Origin of the sequence: Candidatus Neptunochlamydia vexilliferae, assembly GCF_015356785.1 — a bacterium.
Lineage (GTDB): Bacteria > Chlamydiota > Chlamydiia > Chlamydiales > Simkaniaceae > Neptunichlamydia > Neptunichlamydia vexilliferae.
On the sequence record NZ_JAAEJV010000046.1, the window covers coordinates 1 to 15,374 of the forward strand.

The following is a 15,374-nucleotide window of genomic DNA, read 5'->3' on the forward strand; positions in this document are numbered from 1 at the left end:
GAGGCTTGTTCCTTGGTGAAAGATGTGCAAGGTTTTCTAGGAAAGAACCTTTCCAGCGAACTGACATGGCTTCGGAGCCGAAGGCGAAGAAAAGCCATGCGGTGAGCTGTCCGCGGCTTCAAAATGGCTCTGCAAAATCGCCCCGCACGAGGGGTGGAACAGTGCTTTGCACGGCCCCCCGAGGAGGGTCGATTTGGCTTGCCAGATTGAAGCTCAAGGGGGCAGCAGGGGGCTTGCCCCCGACGCATCTTTCATAAGACCAAAAATTGTTACCCTATTTTGAACCATGCCAAAAATCTCAACCAATCTATCCTCAATTTTAGGGTTGACAGAGCACTAGTTCACAGGAAGAATAGTCTAGAAGGAGGCCTACTTTATCCTTCTTGCAGTAGCCCGAAACCCCTTATAATATTTACAGTCAGGATCGGATAGGTTCCTAAAAAGACCCACGCCACTCCCTACAGTATCGTAATAAAAGCTGTGGATATGAAATCCAAACCGACAATTAAAAGAGCCTACTGAAATTGGTCCTCTAGGACCGCTCCAATTACCATAAGTGGTTTCATAACATCTCATGTACGCATGCTCTTTTAAGAAAACTTTTCCCGTCTTTAAGTAGTGGCATACTGCTGCAGTAATCGCATCGAGTACCGGCGGAACATGGTAGGGTGTGTGCTTTTTTATAAGAGCATCTCTTTGAGGAGGCCCCATCCCCTTACTCCCTTGCAAAAGAGAGTGGGTAATAAGTATCCACCGACTATTTAAAATCCCCCTATTTCCAAGCTCTTCTGTAATACATTTATTAGATGCTCGTTCCGAAATCTTGCACCGATACTTATTATAATCCCCATTGATAAATTGGATTAAAGAGTTAAGTGAAAACTTCTCGCCATCAATAGTTTTTGGGATAAGAGCCAGCAAATGGGAATCCTTTATCCTTTTTCCTAAGCCAAAGGGGCAACGGCCATGCAAGAGCTTCCAGGTGTTTGAGGGAACCGGCGGTTCATCGCCGATAGTCCCAAAATGCTCTTCCCAATCTTTTTTTCCAAAAGCAAAATTCCTAACCTTGTCTAATCGGATATTCTCAACTAAAGCCTTCCATCTTTTACACACAGCGACCATACACCCCTCATCTTGAGTAGATATACAGGCGTAACTGAGGATTAGTCGTAACACTTCAGAAGGTAAAACCGCTATACCCCTCTGCTCATACTCTACAGCCTTGGCTCTTTTTTGTGGCTCCGATTGAAAGGAAGAATCCGCCTTTCTACTTCTCTTTACTCCCCTTTGCTCATAGTCACTCACAGCACTCATAGCTTACTCCTAGGCTTGAACAAAGTAAAAATCCTAATATAAAACTGGCAGTTTTGTCAATAAAAAAATTATACATCTTTGTAAGGAGCTTGGATGCACTTGCTCTACAAAAGCTCTGTCCAATCAATGATGTGGTTAAAGTAATCCTTTGCAATAAGATCGCTAGTCACTCCTCCAGCATGAATCAGTACCGGTTTTTGACTTTCAGATGTCATTTTTGGGTTAGGAGGAAGTCCTGTAAAGGAAAGTCAAACCGCTTAAAGTCATCAGCAACATCAACGTTAGGGAAAATTTCGCGCGCCTCTTCGACGAAAGGCTTCAGATCGCGGTAGCGGGCTGAAAAGTGAGTGAGGATCAGCTTCTGCGCCCCAGCTTCCTTTGCAATGGCTGCTGCTTGCTTAGCGGTCATGTGGTTATGGGAGTGGGCTAAGTCTTTATGTTCTTCGAGATAGGTGCTTTCACAAAGAAGGAGTTTGGCCCCCTTTGCAAGGGAGACGGCATTTTTACAGGGCTTGGTGTCGATCACGCTGGTAAAGATATCTCCTTGGCGCACCCAGCTCACCTCTTCTAGCTTGATCCGTTTCCCATCGATCTCGATTTCCCCTTTGGCTTCGAGCTCTTTGACTTGGGGCCCTCGGATGCCTGCTGCCTTAAGTTTGTCTTTGTCAAACTTAACGGTATCGGCCTCTTGAATCCGCCAGCCAACGTTATCAACGCCATGGTCAAGGAACTTCGCTTTAATGGTAAAGGCTCCATCTTGGTGAACGATCCCCTCTTTGGAAACGGGGTGCTCGATCACCTGGATGTGGTCGTGGTAGATCGTTCCGTAGCGGAGACGGTCAAAGTAGACCTTTCCACTGGCAGGATAGTAGCAGTGGATTGGATGATTGACCCGGTCAAGGTTAAGGCGCATCAGCATCGAGCCAAGACCCAAACAGTGGTCTCCATGAAAGTGGCTGACAAAGATCCGGGTAACAGTGGGGGGCGCTACATCGGCAAAGATAAATTGCCGCTGCGTTCCCTCACCGGGATCAAACAAAAAACCCTCTTGGTTCCAACGCAAAAGGTAGGCGCCATGATTGCGGAGACGGGTCGGTTGCTGCGAGGAACACCCTAAGATGATCAGATCACGAACGCTCATACCCCTCCTTTTGAGAAGAAGGGAATTCTCCCTAAAACGATTCCCGTCAAAGCGCCACTAATGTGGGCGGTATTGGCGATATTCATGGAAAAATTGGCGATTTGGAACCGAATAAGGAAAAAGGAGGCGACTTGGAGGGAGACCATTCCGACAACAAAAACGGCTAGGAAGATCAAAGTTCCCCGTTGAAGTGGATATCCCTCCCAGGGGGCCCGCCGTTGCCGCATCCAGATAAATCCTGCAAGACCACACACAATCCCCGAATAGCCGATAAAAAGAGGGCCACTCATCAGGTACTGAAAGGTATTGGACACAATGCCGATAATCAGAGAGATGAGAATATACTGCCACTTCTTGGTCCGCTCTTCGACCTGCCTTCCCAGCATCCAAAGCCAGAGCATATTAAATAAAATATGGAGGAAGCTGCCATGGAGAAAGCAAGGGGTGATAAGGCGCCACACCTCTCCCTGCCGAATCTGAACAAAGAGGGGGGCATCAAGCTCTCCCTTGGATTCCGGCCAGCCAAGGACGACCTCATAAAGGCCATCCCAAACGGTGGGATTTCCTATCCGATCTTCGGAAAAGATCTTTTTGCTCAGCTCTGCCCGGCTAGCAGCGGTTGGCATGTCATAGGAGAGGTCGGTCATCAGCGGCGTTAAGGAGTACATTTCCTGATCGGGATCTTCTTTGGCAATGTCGGCCATCTGATACCCGTTCCAAATGTAAAGCAAGGCGCAAATAATGACGATAAGGCGGGTCAAGGGCATCCGAGAACGCACTCTTTGACGCATTTGGAGCGCTCGGAGCTGAACCGGCTCTTTTTCTTCTTCCTCTGCTACCCCTTCGGTGTCGATCGGATGCTCTTTGACATCAAACCGGGGATCATTGGGATTTTTCTTAAATTCGCTCAGCCAATGAGCCGCTTGCTCAATCTTATCCTCATGAACGACCCAAAACTCATAGGTCCCCTCACTTGAAGGGACAGGATCATAGGTGCAGTCGATCTCCTCCCCTTTTAAAAAGGAGTAAAACCGCAAAGCCTCTTTTTCTCCTTCAAGGGTTCCTAATAAGCGCATGATTGAATTTTCTCGATGAGTTCAGAGGTGGAAAGACCGGGAACGAGTGAGACGATGTGGATCCTTCCTCCATTTTCTTTAACCACTTCGGCCTCGACACACGCTTCTCCATATTCAGAGCCATTGACATGGACAGCGGGCTTCACCTTCTTAAGAAAGGCAATGGGATCGGTTTCATCGAAGTCGGTGACATAGTCGACAAATTCCAAAGCAGCCATCATCTCCAGCCGGTGCTCAAGGGGAACAATGGGACGCTTAGGACTTTTATACTTTTGAATTGAAGCATCAGAGTTAAGAGCGACAATCAAACAGTCCCCTTGAAGGGAGGCTTCATAGATCATCTTCAAGTGACCTGCATGCAGAAGATCAAAAGAGCCATTCAAGGTGACCACTGTTTTCCCCTCTTCTTTAAGGGAAAAGGCTTTTTCCTCAAGAAGCTCTGGAGGGATGAATTTTACCTCTTTCCACGGGCTCATTTTTTCATTCCCTTTGGAAATGCAATCTTAAAGACATCATCGTAAGTATCGACAAAGTGGACCTTCAGCCCCTTTTTCAAGTAGTCGGGAAGCTCATCATAATCCCGCTTATTATCTTTGGGGAAAATGAGTATTTTAAGTTTCGACCGTTTTGCAGCAATGAGTTTTTCTTTAAGTCCTCCAATGGGAAGAACTTTTCCAGTCAGCGTTAACTCCCCTGTCATTCCAAGGTCCTTGGCAACGGAGGTCTTTAATAAAAGAGAGAGGATCGCCGTTACCATCGTAATCCCTGCAGAAGGGCCATCCTTTGGGGTTGCCCCTTCTGGGATGTGGATGTGAACCTCTTGGTTTTCAAAAAACTTTGCTTTGGAAGCGTACCGTTTCAGCTCGCTACTAGCGTAGCTCCACGCAATTTGGGCCGACTCTTTCATCACATCGCCCGCTTGCCCGGTCAAACGCATCTGCGCTTTTTCGGACGGGATTTCTGCCACCTCTACATAGAGCGTTGCCCCGCCTAAAGCAGTCCATGCTAATCCTGTACACACTCCAATCGGGGTTTTTTCATAGTAACGGTCGGTCGTAAAGATCGGCTTGCCGAGATACTTTTCTAAATTTTTCTCAGAAATCGTTGCCGACTTAACCTTCCGCTTTCCCTTTACCTCTTCAGAGCGGACAATCTCTACCGCCACCTTCCGGAGGACCTTTTTGATATTGTTTTCAAGTCCCCGAACTCCCGCTTCCCGGGCATACCCCTCAATAATCCCCTGAATAGCGCCCGTTGAAAACTTAACCTGGCTCCCTTTAAGGCCTGACTTTTTCCGGTTGCGTGGAATGAGATATTTTTTTGCAATCTCCACTTTTTCCTGCCGGATATACCCAGAAAGGCGGAGGATATCCATCCGATCTCTCAAAGGACCAGGAATCGTATCGAGAATGTTTGCCGTCACAATAAATAGGACATTCGAAAGGTCGGCCCGTACATCGAGATAGTGGTCTAAAAAGTCTTTGTTTTGCTCTGAATCGAGAACCTCTAAAAGAGCAGAAGCGGGATCTCCTTGATAACTCATCCCCATCTTATCCACCTCATCGAGCATGATAACCGGGTTCATCGACTGAGTCGCCTTAACCGCCTGGATCATTTTCCCCGGCATTGCCCCCACGTAGGTTCGCCGGTGTCCTTTAATTTCAGCCTCATCGCGCATCCCTCCAACCGAAAAACGGAAGAACTCCCGATTCAAAGCGCGCGCAATACTCTTTCCGATACTTGTCTTACCCACACCTGGAGGGCCCACAAGACAGATGATACTCCCCTTCACCCCTTTGGTCAGTTTTCCCACACCGATAAATTCGAGGATCCGCTCCTTGATATCTTTCAGGCCATAGTGATCCTCTTCCAAAATCTTTTCCGCGTGGGCAAGGTTGTGGTTTTCCTCACTAAAAACGCCCCAAGGAACGATGGTAAGCCAGTCGAGATAGTTGCGACAAACCGCATACTCCGCAGACTGCACCTCCAAAACACCCAGCTTTTCAAGCTCTTCATCGATCACTTTTTGGACATCTTCAGGGACCTTTTTATCTTTGAGCCGCCCTTTAAACTTTTCAAGGTCGCAGGTTTTGTCATCCTTTTCAAGCCCCAGCTCTTTTTTGATTGTCTTGAGCTGCTCGCGGAGGAAAAACTCCCGCTGCGTCTTCGAAATGGTCGCTTCAATCTTTTGGTTGATGCTACTTTGGAGCTTGCTCAGGTCGAGCTCTTTCTTTAAGAGAACAAGGGTCTTATCGATCCGCTCCTGCACATCAAAGGTACCCAAAATATCCTGCAATTCTTCCCGCCCTGCTGTTGTCAAAGCAACGGCAAAGTCGGCAAGCTTTCCTGGCTCGGTAAAGTCAGAGTGGCCGAGGAAAATCTGAAGCTCTTCTTTAAAGAGAGGGTTGAGTTTCAAAAGCTCTTTGATCGTCGTAATAATGCTAATCGAATAAGCTTTAATGATTTTTGACTGCTCTTGAGTGATCTCATCTTCATGGCAAGCGATTTTTGCCCGGAGATACTTTGATTTTTTCACCTGCTGATCGATCTTGATCCGCTGTTCCATATTGAGAACGACCTGCGCACCCCCCTGCTCTAGAGGAACAATGCGGAGGATCGTCGCCATCACCCCCACCTCACAAAGGTCATCAAATCCCATCTTGTAAATGTCGACCTCTTCCTCTTTGGTTAAGAAAAGGGCCAGCATCTTGTGGGGAGATTTCGCAACAATCTTAAGGACCTCATAGTAAGGACCTGGCTCAATGACAAGGGGAGCGGCCATCCCAGGGAAAAAGGGACGTCTTGTCAGAGGGAGGATAAAAAGCTCATCTGGGAGCTCCACCTCAGGCGGAGGTGGTTTCCCCTTCCCAATAATTTGTTCTAAGTCACTGTCTAGAAGAGAGTCATTAAAATCGAACTCCTCTTCATTAGGCTCTTCATATTCGTTATCCAAAATCTAACCCTATTATCATGAAACTATTCTTGAGAAGAATATCATCCCCCTAGTTTTTTGTATATCTACCCTGCAAAATATTCACAACATCTGTTAATACCCCGGAGTGCTACTACTGTCAATTGCTTGAATTTTTCTTTTCCTCCAGGTTCAGAGGGGCAAAATGACCCCTACTCTATTGGAGTATGTGGTCATTTTGCCCCCATAAACCTGAAAAAAAATCGAAAACCCCCTCATTTGACATTAGTAGCACTCCGGGGTAATATGGCTCCTATGAAGTTTTTAATCATTGATACCAGTGGGACAAAAAGTTTTGTCGCCCTTTTTGCCGATGGGAAGCTGAATTCCTACCCCCTCCCCGAGCGGAAACAGTCCCAAACCCTCCTCCCTGCTGTCAAAAAACTCCTTAACAACCAAGAAATTAGCTTTATCGCCTTGGGAACTGGCCCCGGCTCCTTTACAGGGACCCGGATCGGGGTGATGACCGCCAAGGCCCTTTCCCTATCGATGGACCTTCCCCTCGTCCCTTTTTCGAGTGAAAACCCCCTTGATCCAGAAGCGCTCCAGAAGGTTTTTTTAGCGACTGGCGGGGTTTTCCACACAAAAATCCAGATAAAATATTGAACAATAAACCCTTTGTGGTATAGAATAGACGAAGTGAACAATTAACTTTAACCTATTAGGATGTGATCTTATATGCCGAATGTAAAGGTTCGTACTGGCGAATCCATTGACAAAGCCCTTCGAGCGCTCAAAAAGAAGCTTGATAAAGAAGGAATTATGAAAACCGCAAAAGCGCACCGCTTTTACGATAAACCTTCTGTAAGGAAACGGGCAAAGTCTAAGGCAGCTCTCAAGTATAAAATCAAAAAGGGTCGTTAGACCTAAAGCCCATATGACAGACTACTACCAAGTATTAGGCGTTGCAAAAGACGCTACCCAATCTGATATCAAAAAAGCTTATCGGAAGCTTGCCCTCAAGTATCACCCCGATAAGAATGCCGACAATCCTGATGCTGAGAAAAAGTTTAAGGAAGTCTCTGAAGCTTATGAAGTTTTAAGCGATGAGAATAAGCGGCAGATGTATGATCAGTATGGTGCCGATGCCCTCAAAGGGGGCGGCATGGGAGGTGCTGGCTTCTCTTCAATGGAAGAGGCGCTCCACACCTTTATGGGAGCCTTTGGTAGTGGCGGTGGAGGAGGCGACTTCTTCGGCGGCGCATTCGGCGATATTTTCGGCGGAGGCGGAGGAGGAGAACAATCTTACGCTCGCCAAGGAATGAGCAAAAAAGCGCAAATCTCTATCACCTTTGAAGAGGCGGCCTCTGGCGTTGAAAAAGAAATTGCGATTACCAACCATATCGAATGCAGTGACTGTCATGGGAGTGGTGCCCAATCCCCCCAAGATGTGAAAACCTGCGGGACTTGCCAAGGAACGGGACAGCTCCACCAATCACGGGGCTTCTTTAGCATGTCGAGTCCCTGTCCCCACTGTCATGGTGCGGGAAAAGTAATCACCTCCCCTTGCAAAACGTGTCATGGCAATGGAAAGGTAAAGAAGAAAGAGCGGATTAGAGTCCCTATTCCTGCTGGAATCGACGATGGAATGCGCCTCAAAATGGCAGGCCATGGCGATGCAGGAGAGGGGGGCGGCCCTCGTGGAGATCTTTACGTTTATATTAAGGTCAAACCCCACGATGTGTTTACCCGCGAAGGGGACAACCTCCTAATCAACCTTCCGGTCAGCCTGACCGAAGCAGCCCTTGGCTGCAAAAAGGATCTCCCCCGCCTTCTTTCAAAAAAACCTCTCCGCTTTACCGTTCCTGATGGAACCCAGTCGGGAAAAATCTTCCGTGTCAAAGGGGAAGGGCTAAAAAACGTTCATGGTCATGGAAATGGAGACCTTCTCGTCCACATCCAGGTAGAAACCCCTGTCAACCTCTCCCAAAAGCAGAAGTCGATCCTTGAAGAATTTCAAGGAACCGAGGGGGAACACAACTCCCCTGACAGGAAATCTTTCCTCAATCGTGTAAAAAGTTTCTTTTAGCTCTAGACTTATTATTCTCTTTACAATAGAATTGCCTCTAAATTTAACCTTTAAGCCCAGGAGGCATTATGTTCTCATTCGACTGTAATTTTTTCGACAATTTGAACCGAAGCGCAAAACCTTCCCCAATTGCAGGACAGCTTGTTTTCAAATTATTTCAAAACAGTGCACCTAAGCCTTCTTCTCAAGACATTTTAACCAAAACTGCTTTGTATGGATTGGGAGCCTTAGCTACTAGCAAATACACCCATATGGGCTTTGGCTATGCAGGAGCATATGGCCTTATCCGAGGAATCACTGATACGTTTTTCGGAAACATGGCGCTTCAACTTGCAACTAAAGCAAAGGTTCATCCGAGTACTGATTCGGCCTTTCATAAAAAAGCTTGCGCTGTTATCGTAGAGCGCGCTGTCTACGCTACCATCATGTTCTTGTTTCTAAAAGCTGTAGAAGTGTGTGCAAAAAAACACTTCAAAAAGCTCGACTTTAAAGGGATCAAGCCATTGGATGCTCTAAAAATCGAGGGAGTGTTTTTTGCACTAACCGCTCTTCAGGTGGCTACTAGCTATTCAGGGGCGGCGACAGAATTCTTGAGTAACTAATGAAGAAGCAGTAACATCACTCTTAAAGGGGGCCATTCGGCCCCCTTTTTTATACCCAAACAAGTTCAAAAAAAAGGCCGTTGTGCTTTCACACAACGGCCGGGAACCAGACTTTTCAGTCTGGAAAAAGAAGGGGGAAGCTTGTTTGTGAAACTTTGGCCGAAGCCTTTATTGTTTCGCTTACCTTTTTTTTAACATGACTGCTCCTTTTTGTCTACCACATTTTTTTTTCTTGGGTTATGCTGCAAAATAACCCATAGGAAAAAGCCATGCCATTTGCAAAGATTAACGCCCTTGACCTCTACTATGAAACCCACGGAAGTGGCGAACCGATCGTTTTTATTTCTGGTTTTTCAACCCACCACATGACATGGCTTTCATGCGTAGAAAGGCTAAAAAATCACTACCAACTCATCTTGTTTGATAACCGAGGGGCAGGACAAACAACCGCTCCCCCACCCCCATACACCATTGAGACGATGGCTGAGGATACGGTGGCTCTCATGGACCACCTTGGGGTAAAAACCGCCCACATGGTTGGCTCTTCGATGGGAACAGCTATTGTTCAAACCATCGCCCACCGGTATCCCGAGCGGATCGATAAAGGGGTCTTGATCGCCCCTTTTCCCAAACTTCCAGAAGCGGCTCTTTTAAAAACAAAGACAACGGGAAAACTTTTAGAAAAGGGGGTTCCTCTAGAGCTGGTGATTGAAACGGTAATCCCCTGGCTTTTTAGCTCGGACTTTGTGAAAAACCCTGAAAATGTCGCGGCAAAAATTGAGGAGATGACAAACAATCCCTACTTGCAAGGTCCTGAAGGTTTTTTAGGCCAGATGGAGGCTTTAGGGAGTTTTGATTCTCGCTCTTTTGTCAAAGAGCTAAAGTCTCCTTTTCTCTTAATGGCTGGAGAGGATGATCTTTCAACGCCCCTCTACTGCGCGGAGTATCTCCACAGCCACCTTCCCAACTCAACGCTTCATGTTTTTCCTCGGGTGGGTCATATGATCCACGCAGAAAAAAAGGATGAGGTCATCGACCTCATCCTTCAATTTGTTCGAAACTCATCAGGTGACTAGTGCTCTGTCAACCCTAAAAATAGGGATATGTTGATTTATCTTTTCCCGGCTGGCTTCATGTTCGATCTCACAAACTTATAAAAGTTTAGATTCGATCTCCACACTTTGCCAACCGAAAAAATCGGCATGGTTCAAAATAGGGTAACAATTTTTGGTCTTATGAAAGATGCGTCGGGGGCAGCGGGGGGCTTGCCCCCAACGCATCTTTCTCCTAAACACTCCCGATTAACTACATAAGGTGGAAAGGCCTCCATATTTCGGGAAGTGTTACCTCAGCATGCTGTATTTTGAACCATGCCAAAAAATCTCAACCAATCTATCCTCAATTTTAGGGTTGACAGAGCACTAGAAGTCTAATCGCACCTTCAAGGTAAACCCTTGCAAGAAGAAGTCTCCTTGATGGTTAGGGTCACCTGGTAGGGTAATGAAGTGGTTGAATAGGATCCAGTTTTGGTGTTCCCATCCTGCTTGCAGTCCTAGATGAAAGCGATTTTGGCTGAGCCATGCATCGTAACGAAGACCAGCGCCCAGGCTGATGACAGGTTGCGATGAGTGAGGCTTCTGATCGGTACTGACAACAGGAACGGTCACATTATTTGCATCGGTTTGTTTTTCCTTTCGGTCACGATCAAACTGTCCCCAAAGAAGGGCTAGAGCGATATCGCTATACAAAGAAAAGCTCTTGCTAAACTGGAATGAGTTGTTAAGTCCAGCGCGCAGACCCACTCCCCAATAGTCTAGTTCCATATCTTGGCAGCTGATCTCACCATTTGTATTGGTATAACTCACATCGTAGTCTTGATAGACCCAAGCTGCACACAGCCCTCCGAAAAGGCGGAGTTTCATGAACTGACTCATGTAAGCATTACGCCCCAGTTCCCAAGTCAGGTTGTGGAATTTGACATCCCAGTTTGCTTTAGCATGGGTTAAAGAGCTTCCAAGGACTCCATGTGTAGCCCAGTAAGGGGTCAGGTTAGTCGTTGCAGTATCTTGACTTGTGCTATCAGCAGCATCACTATGCAGCCAGGTATACTGGGCAAAGAGGTCCCATCCATCATGGGTAAGGTTGACACCAAGGCCGACCTTAAAACCAGGATCCCAGCTCCAGTCAAGATCATGGACTCTTCCACTGGCATTGTTAGAGCCAACTCCTGAAACGGCATAGTCAAGCCCTTCGGTACGAGCCGTCCAGTAAATAAAGTCTGCAGTTAGAAAAACGTTCCAACTGTTGCCACGGATTCTTGGTCCAGCATTGGGCAAAATTTTAATGTCGCAGTCATCAGAGTAATAAAGTATTGGATCATCTCTATGCTGATCTGCAAAAGCAAAGGTCATGATGCTTAAAAAAAGGGCAACTATCCATTTTCGGCTCATCTTACATATCCTTGTGTAGAAGTTCTCTAAAAGCTTAGAGCTTAGTAAAAAATTTATTTGTTGGCAAGAAAAAAGTTAGAGACGGGTGTGATTAAAATCCGTACTCTATGAAACCCCTTGGAAGCGGCTGGGGCATTTTCCTGAGAAAAGGCTAATAGGTGTTTGTCAAGTTTTCTAATAAGCTGGCCAAATCTGGTAGAAAACTTCCCGAAAGAAAGAGGGTTTTCATAGAGTACGGATTTTAATCACACCCGTTAGAGACAGTCGAGTTTCCGCTTTAGCCTTTTCGAGCCATGCCAAAAACAAAGAATCGTAAAGACCCAAAGCATTGTGAGGCTCAGCCAATAGGGAAGAAACCCTGCTTGACCAAGGGCTGCCGCTCGCATCCCTTCCATCACATAGATCATCGGGTTGATGAGACTTAAGTAGCCAACCATGTGATTAAGGTCATAGGCTGACTGCCATGAGTACACATACCCCCCAAACATCCACATTGGAGCGATGTAGCGAAGCCACAAGCTATTGAGGTTGGTCATGTCTTTAATCATTCCCGTCAACCAAAGGGCAAAGAAACCAAAAAACAGGTTGGCAGTAATGAACATCGGGATGAGCCGCATATACGAAATCGTCTCTAAGCGCCATTCGGTGAAAACGAGTAGCTTCCCAATGGGAAACAGGAGCGCAGAGAGGAGCATCGAGGTAATCGCCCATGCAGTCCCCATATAGAAAAATACCATATTTGAGCGGATCGGCATCACAAGGGTGTGAAAAATGGTTCGATCCCCTCCCATATCAGCAAGTTGAAGTCCGACTTTACCAACAATTTCAATAAACCCGAAACTGGCAATCGCTCCCACAACAAAAAAAGCGGCATACCCATCGGGAATCCCCTCTTGTTGTAAAAAATACCCAAAAGCCACCACATTGGTGATAAATAGGCAAAGGGTGTCGATAAATTTGACCCGGAACTCCCGTTTAAAGGCGATAAGGTCTCGTTTCAATAGCTGGAAGTAGACAGAAAAACTACTCACTTTTACCCCCAGAGTTAAAAATTTCGGCATCGGGATCGTCGACAAACTTGAGGAAGACCTCTTCCAAATTGTTTTTTTTGTGCTGTTTTTTCAGATTCTCAGGGGTATCGATTGTTCGAATGGTCCCCTCATGGATCAGGCAAATCCGATCGGAAAGATATTCGGCTTCATCGAGATAGTGGGTGGTCAAAATCACCGTAATCCCCTCTTTACGAAGGTCGGCGATCACCTCCCAAAGCTCTCGCCGGATGTGGGAGTCAAGCCCCACCGTCGGCTCATCTAAAATGACAAGTTGTGGGCGGTGCATCAATGCCCGGACAATTAAAAAGCGTTGCTTATACCCTCCTGAAACCTCATCGATATTGGCATCGAGATACTCTTCTAGTTTAAACCGTTTAGCAAGCTCCTCTTTCCTTACCAAAGCTTCTTTTTTGCTCAGGCCATAACACCTTCCTGAAAAGACGAGGTTTTCCCCAAGGGAGAGTTGTTTTTCAATATTGGGGCGCTGCGGGCAGTAGCCAACAACTGCGCGGTAAGGGAGGAGACTTTTATAGATCGACTCTCCTTTCCAAAGGACCTCTCCTCCTGTCGGCGGGTGGAGGGTTGCTAAGATGGAAACAAGGGTCGTTTTACCGGCGCCGTTGACTCCTAAAAGGCCCAAAACTTCACCCTGAAAAAGATCAAGGGAGACACCTTTGAGCGCCTCTTTGACAACACGTCTTTTTTTAAAGTAGGTCTTCGAAACCTTTTCGATTTGCAAAAATAACATGAAAGAAACTGTACATCTTAGCGTCTTAAAGAGTCAAGGTGTATTCCAGAAATTTTTTCAATTTTTTCAACAGGAAACCGGTAAGACTCAAACTCTCCAGATACAGGAGCATTCGGAATGACATAGGCCCGGGTCTCTTCTTCGGAAAAGATCACCTTAAAAAAGTGGGTGGGAACCGCCACCTCATTATTGCCAATCACCTGGTAAGTCACAAACTTTTTCCCCTCCTTTTCATGGGAAAGAAAGAGAGGACCGGTGACGACCTGCAAACTCCCTGCTGTTTTGACAAGGGTACGGAGATGGCTTTCGAGTTTTCTCCAGATCCCTCGGTTAAATTGAGGGTGCTGGGGGGCAATATTAGAGAGGTAAAAGGTTTCGCTCAAAGCCTCTTTGGAAACCCTTACATCTCCAGCGGGAACATTGTGCCCTCGGTCAAACCCCGAGTCTGCATAATCGCTTAAAGTACTCCGGTGAGAGGAATATACCTCCTGATCTTCTTGAAAAGAGATCCCTTTTCTCTCGGCATTTTTTGCTAAACTTTCTTCGGTTAAATATTCGTGGGTCCAAAAAGGGATTTTTGCCCTGGTATCGTATGCAACGGTGTAGCCTGACCGCTCTAAAACGGGAAAAGCTTGCGGTTTTTCCCCAAGATGCTGGTAGGAAAAGGCTAAGGCAACGCCAACTGCCACTCCTGCAAAAAAACCGATGCTCTTTTTCACTTTCTGCATAAAAATTATTTTGGACTTAAACTCACTTTTTGTATACCTTATCTTTATTGTCGTACAAAGGAGAACCATCATGACAAAAACAAAAATTGCTAAAGGGATGACCATGTCATCGCTTGTTGTTTCTGATATTAAAAAAGCCAAACGTCTTTTCGTTGATATTCTTGGGCTGGAGTGTACCGAGCATGCCGAAGAGCACAACTGGATGGAGTTTAAAGGAGATCAGGGGGGCTACATCGGTGTTGGAGCCCCTTGTGAAGAGGGAATGACCCCAGGAGTCAATGCGACTCTTTCGATTGCTGTTGATAATATCGAAGAGGCAAAAGCGCATGTCGAATCGCATGGTATTGCCGTTGGGGACATTATTGAAGTTCCTGGCCATGTAAAGCTCGCTCCCTTCAAAGATGAAGATGGCAATGAGTTTTTTCTCGCCCAAAAGCTAGATTAATGTTACCCATAAGGGCATGAAGACAATGATTAAACGAGGGCTGATTGCGATCGCTCCCCTTGCCCTTACGATTGGGATTCTCTACTGGCTCTTTTCCTTTATGGAAGAGCTCGTTGGCCCTCCCATGAAGACCCTCCTTGGAAAATACTACGTGCCCGGGATGGGGATCGTGGGTGCCATTATTATCCTTTTCATCATTGGAAGTATCCTCAACACCTGGCTGATTTCCCATGTGACCCACTTTTTCGAGCGGGTTTTTAAAAAGATTCCCCTCTTCAACTCGCTTTACAAGATGGTCAAGAATGTGACCCACTTCTTTCAGTCTTCTCCCGAGGGAGAGAACCAGCAGGTGGTTGAAGTGTCTATTGCAGGGCAAACCCTTGTCGGCTTTATCACCCGGGAAAATTTCTCTGAGTTTCCTGCGATGGAAACTGACCGGGTGGCGGTGTTTCTTCCCATGAGCTATCAAATCGGAGGTTATACCGTTCTCCTTCCCCGCTCAGAGGTCAAGCCGCTTGACATGTCGATCGAAGAAGCGCTCCAATACTCGCTCATCGCTTGGGCCCGCAAGCCTGAGGATTAACTCAGGTATGTTTCAAAATTCATCACCTTAATGTTTTCTCCATAGGGTTGCTCTTTTCCTCGGTATAGCAGGTAACCTTGATCACCTGGCTCCAAAAACTTTTCGACTTCCTTAATCATTTTGGGATGAAATGTTTGGCCTTGTTCACCTTTTCGCATTGTGACAAGAAGCTGTCACAACAAGTTGTCTCTCAAAGAGAAGAGACCATCTCTACAGTGAGATGAATCTAGGGTTC

General features: G+C 46.5%; 16 protein-coding genes. 7 read left to right on the top strand and 9 right to left on the bottom strand.

Annotated features, from left to right (window positions below):
• Positions 1–369: 369 nt before the first annotated feature.
• From NEPTK9_RS07255 to lon, 5 genes are all read right to left on the bottom strand, one after another.
• Positions 370–1,314, bottom strand: coding sequence for an F-box-like domain-containing protein (locus NEPTK9_RS07255; protein ID WP_194848171.1), 945 nt, complete (start codon positions 1,312–1,314; stop codon positions 370–372).
• A 211-nt stretch (positions 1,315–1,525) separates the two neighbouring features.
• The gene (locus NEPTK9_RS07260) at positions 1,526–2,455 is read right to left on the bottom strand and encodes a ribonuclease Z (RefSeq protein WP_194848172.1); all 930 of its coding nucleotides are present in this window, start codon (positions 2,453–2,455) and stop codon (positions 1,526–1,528) included.
• Entirely contained in the window at positions 2,452–3,531 is a 1,080-nt protein-coding gene (locus NEPTK9_RS07265) for a rhomboid family intramembrane serine protease (protein ID WP_194848173.1), read from the bottom strand. The genes NEPTK9_RS07260 and NEPTK9_RS07265 overlap by 4 nt, the downstream gene beginning before the upstream one ends.
• Entirely contained in the window at positions 3,519–4,007 is a 489-nt protein-coding gene (locus NEPTK9_RS07270) for an adenylyltransferase/cytidyltransferase family protein (protein ID WP_194848174.1), read from the bottom strand. The genes NEPTK9_RS07265 and NEPTK9_RS07270 overlap by 13 nt, the downstream gene beginning before the upstream one ends.
• Positions 4,004–6,487 carry an endopeptidase La gene (lon, locus tag NEPTK9_RS07275; protein ID WP_420887672.1) on the bottom strand — a complete coding sequence of 828 codons (2,484 nt, stop codon included), beginning with the start codon at positions 6,485–6,487 and terminating at the stop codon, positions 4,004–4,006. The genes NEPTK9_RS07270 and lon overlap by 4 nt, the downstream gene beginning before the upstream one ends.
• A 270-nt stretch (positions 6,488–6,757) precedes the next feature.
• Here lon and tsaB point away from each other — a divergent pair, with 270 nt between their 5' ends.
• From tsaB to NEPTK9_RS07300, 5 genes are all read left to right on the top strand, one after another.
• Positions 6,758–7,108, top strand: a complete 351-nt coding sequence (tsaB, locus tag NEPTK9_RS07280) for a tRNA (adenosine(37)-N6)-threonylcarbamoyltransferase complex dimerization subunit type 1 TsaB (protein ID WP_194848176.1) — start codon at positions 6,758–6,760, stop codon at positions 7,106–7,108.
• A 72-nt stretch (positions 7,109–7,180) separates the two neighbouring features.
• Positions 7,181–7,366 (top strand): 30S ribosomal protein S21, encoded by a 186-nt coding sequence (rpsU, locus tag NEPTK9_RS07285; protein ID WP_194848177.1) that lies wholly within the window; start codon positions 7,181–7,183, stop codon positions 7,364–7,366.
• Positions 7,367–7,379: 13 nt separating this feature from the next.
• Complete coding sequence (dnaJ, locus tag NEPTK9_RS07290) at positions 7,380–8,531, top strand: molecular chaperone DnaJ (RefSeq protein WP_194848178.1); 1,152 nt, start codon at positions 7,380–7,382, stop codon at positions 8,529–8,531.
• A 68-nt stretch (positions 8,532–8,599) separates the two neighbouring features.
• A complete protein-coding gene (locus NEPTK9_RS07295; RefSeq protein WP_194848179.1) occupies positions 8,600–9,133 on the top strand; it encodes a hypothetical protein in 534 nt (177 codons plus the stop codon).
• Between the two features lie 269 nt (positions 9,134–9,402).
• Positions 9,403–10,209: an alpha/beta fold hydrolase gene (locus NEPTK9_RS07300; RefSeq protein WP_194848180.1), complete on the top strand. Its 807-nt coding sequence runs from the start codon at positions 9,403–9,405 to the stop codon at positions 10,207–10,209.
• 345 nt (positions 10,210–10,554) lie between these two features.
• On the opposite strand, the gene NEPTK9_RS07305 is transcribed toward NEPTK9_RS07300, so the two are convergent.
• The 4 genes from NEPTK9_RS07305 to NEPTK9_RS07320 form a co-directional block, all read right to left on the bottom strand.
• A complete protein-coding gene (locus NEPTK9_RS07305) occupies positions 10,555–11,583 on the bottom strand; it encodes an Lpg1974 family pore-forming outer membrane protein (RefSeq protein ID WP_194848181.1) in 1,029 nt (342 codons plus the stop codon).
• 254 nt (positions 11,584–11,837) lie between these two features.
• A complete protein-coding gene (locus NEPTK9_RS07310; RefSeq protein WP_194848182.1) occupies positions 11,838–12,614 on the bottom strand; it encodes an ABC transporter permease in 777 nt (258 codons plus the stop codon).
• Positions 12,607–13,383 (bottom strand): ABC transporter ATP-binding protein, encoded by a 777-nt coding sequence (locus tag NEPTK9_RS07315; RefSeq protein WP_194848183.1) that lies wholly within the window; start codon positions 13,381–13,383, stop codon positions 12,607–12,609. The genes NEPTK9_RS07310 and NEPTK9_RS07315 overlap by 8 nt, the downstream gene beginning before the upstream one ends.
• 17 nt (positions 13,384–13,400) lie before the next feature.
• Positions 13,401–14,102 carry a DNA/RNA non-specific endonuclease gene (locus tag NEPTK9_RS07320; protein ID WP_194848184.1) on the bottom strand — a complete coding sequence of 234 codons (702 nt, stop codon included), beginning with the start codon at positions 14,100–14,102 and terminating at the stop codon, positions 13,401–13,403.
• A 79-nt stretch (positions 14,103–14,181) separates the two neighbouring features.
• Between NEPTK9_RS07320 and NEPTK9_RS07325 the strand changes: the two genes are divergently transcribed.
• Together NEPTK9_RS07325 and NEPTK9_RS07330 are read left to right on the top strand one after the other, a co-directional pair.
• Positions 14,182–14,556 carry a VOC family protein gene (locus NEPTK9_RS07325; protein WP_194848185.1) on the top strand — a complete coding sequence of 125 codons (375 nt, stop codon included), beginning with the start codon at positions 14,182–14,184 and terminating at the stop codon, positions 14,554–14,556.
• A gap of 16 nt (positions 14,557–14,572) precedes the next feature.
• A complete protein-coding gene (locus tag NEPTK9_RS07330; protein WP_194848186.1) occupies positions 14,573–15,139 on the top strand; it encodes a DUF502 domain-containing protein in 567 nt (188 codons plus the stop codon).
• The last annotated feature ends 235 nt before the right edge of the window (positions 15,140–15,374 follow it).

Excerpts from the sequence above, each read along its gene's own strand:
- NEPTK9_RS07295 (WP_194848179.1), top strand. The coding sequence starts at position 8,600 with ATGTTCTCATTCGACTGTAATTTTTTCGACAATTTGAACCGAAGCGCA.
- NEPTK9_RS07300 (WP_194848180.1), top strand. The coding sequence starts at position 9,403 with ATGCCATTTGCAAAGATTAACGCCCTTGACCTCTACTATGAAACCCAC.
- tsaB (WP_194848176.1), top strand. The coding sequence starts at position 6,758 with ATGAAGTTTTTAATCATTGATACCAGTGGGACAAAAAGTTTTGTCGCC.
- NEPTK9_RS07325 (WP_194848185.1), top strand. The coding sequence starts at position 14,182 with ATGACAAAAACAAAAATTGCTAAAGGGATGACCATGTCATCGCTTGTT.
- rpsU (WP_194848177.1), top strand. The coding sequence starts at position 7,181 with ATGCCGAATGTAAAGGTTCGTACTGGCGAATCCATTGACAAAGCCCTT.
- NEPTK9_RS07260 (WP_194848172.1), bottom strand. The coding sequence starts at position 2,455 with ATGAGCGTTCGTGATCTGATCATCTTAGGGTGTTCCTCGCAGCAACCG.
- NEPTK9_RS07265 (WP_194848173.1), bottom strand. The coding sequence starts at position 3,531 with ATGCGCTTATTAGGAACCCTTGAAGGAGAAAAAGAGGCTTTGCGGTTT.
- NEPTK9_RS07330 (WP_194848186.1), top strand. The coding sequence starts at position 14,573 with ATGAAGACAATGATTAAACGAGGGCTGATTGCGATCGCTCCCCTTGCC.
- NEPTK9_RS07255 (WP_194848171.1), bottom strand. The coding sequence starts at position 1,314 with ATGAGTGCTGTGAGTGACTATGAGCAAAGGGGAGTAAAGAGAAGTAGA.
- NEPTK9_RS07315 (WP_194848183.1), bottom strand. The coding sequence starts at position 13,383 with ATGTTATTTTTGCAAATCGAAAAGGTTTCGAAGACCTACTTTAAAAAA.
- dnaJ (WP_194848178.1), top strand. The coding sequence starts at position 7,380 with ATGACAGACTACTACCAAGTATTAGGCGTTGCAAAAGACGCTACCCAA.
- NEPTK9_RS07270 (WP_194848174.1), bottom strand. The coding sequence starts at position 4,007 with ATGAGCCCGTGGAAAGAGGTAAAATTCATCCCTCCAGAGCTTCTTGAG.
- NEPTK9_RS07305 (WP_194848181.1), bottom strand. The coding sequence starts at position 11,583 with ATGAGCCGAAAATGGATAGTTGCCCTTTTTTTAAGCATCATGACCTTT.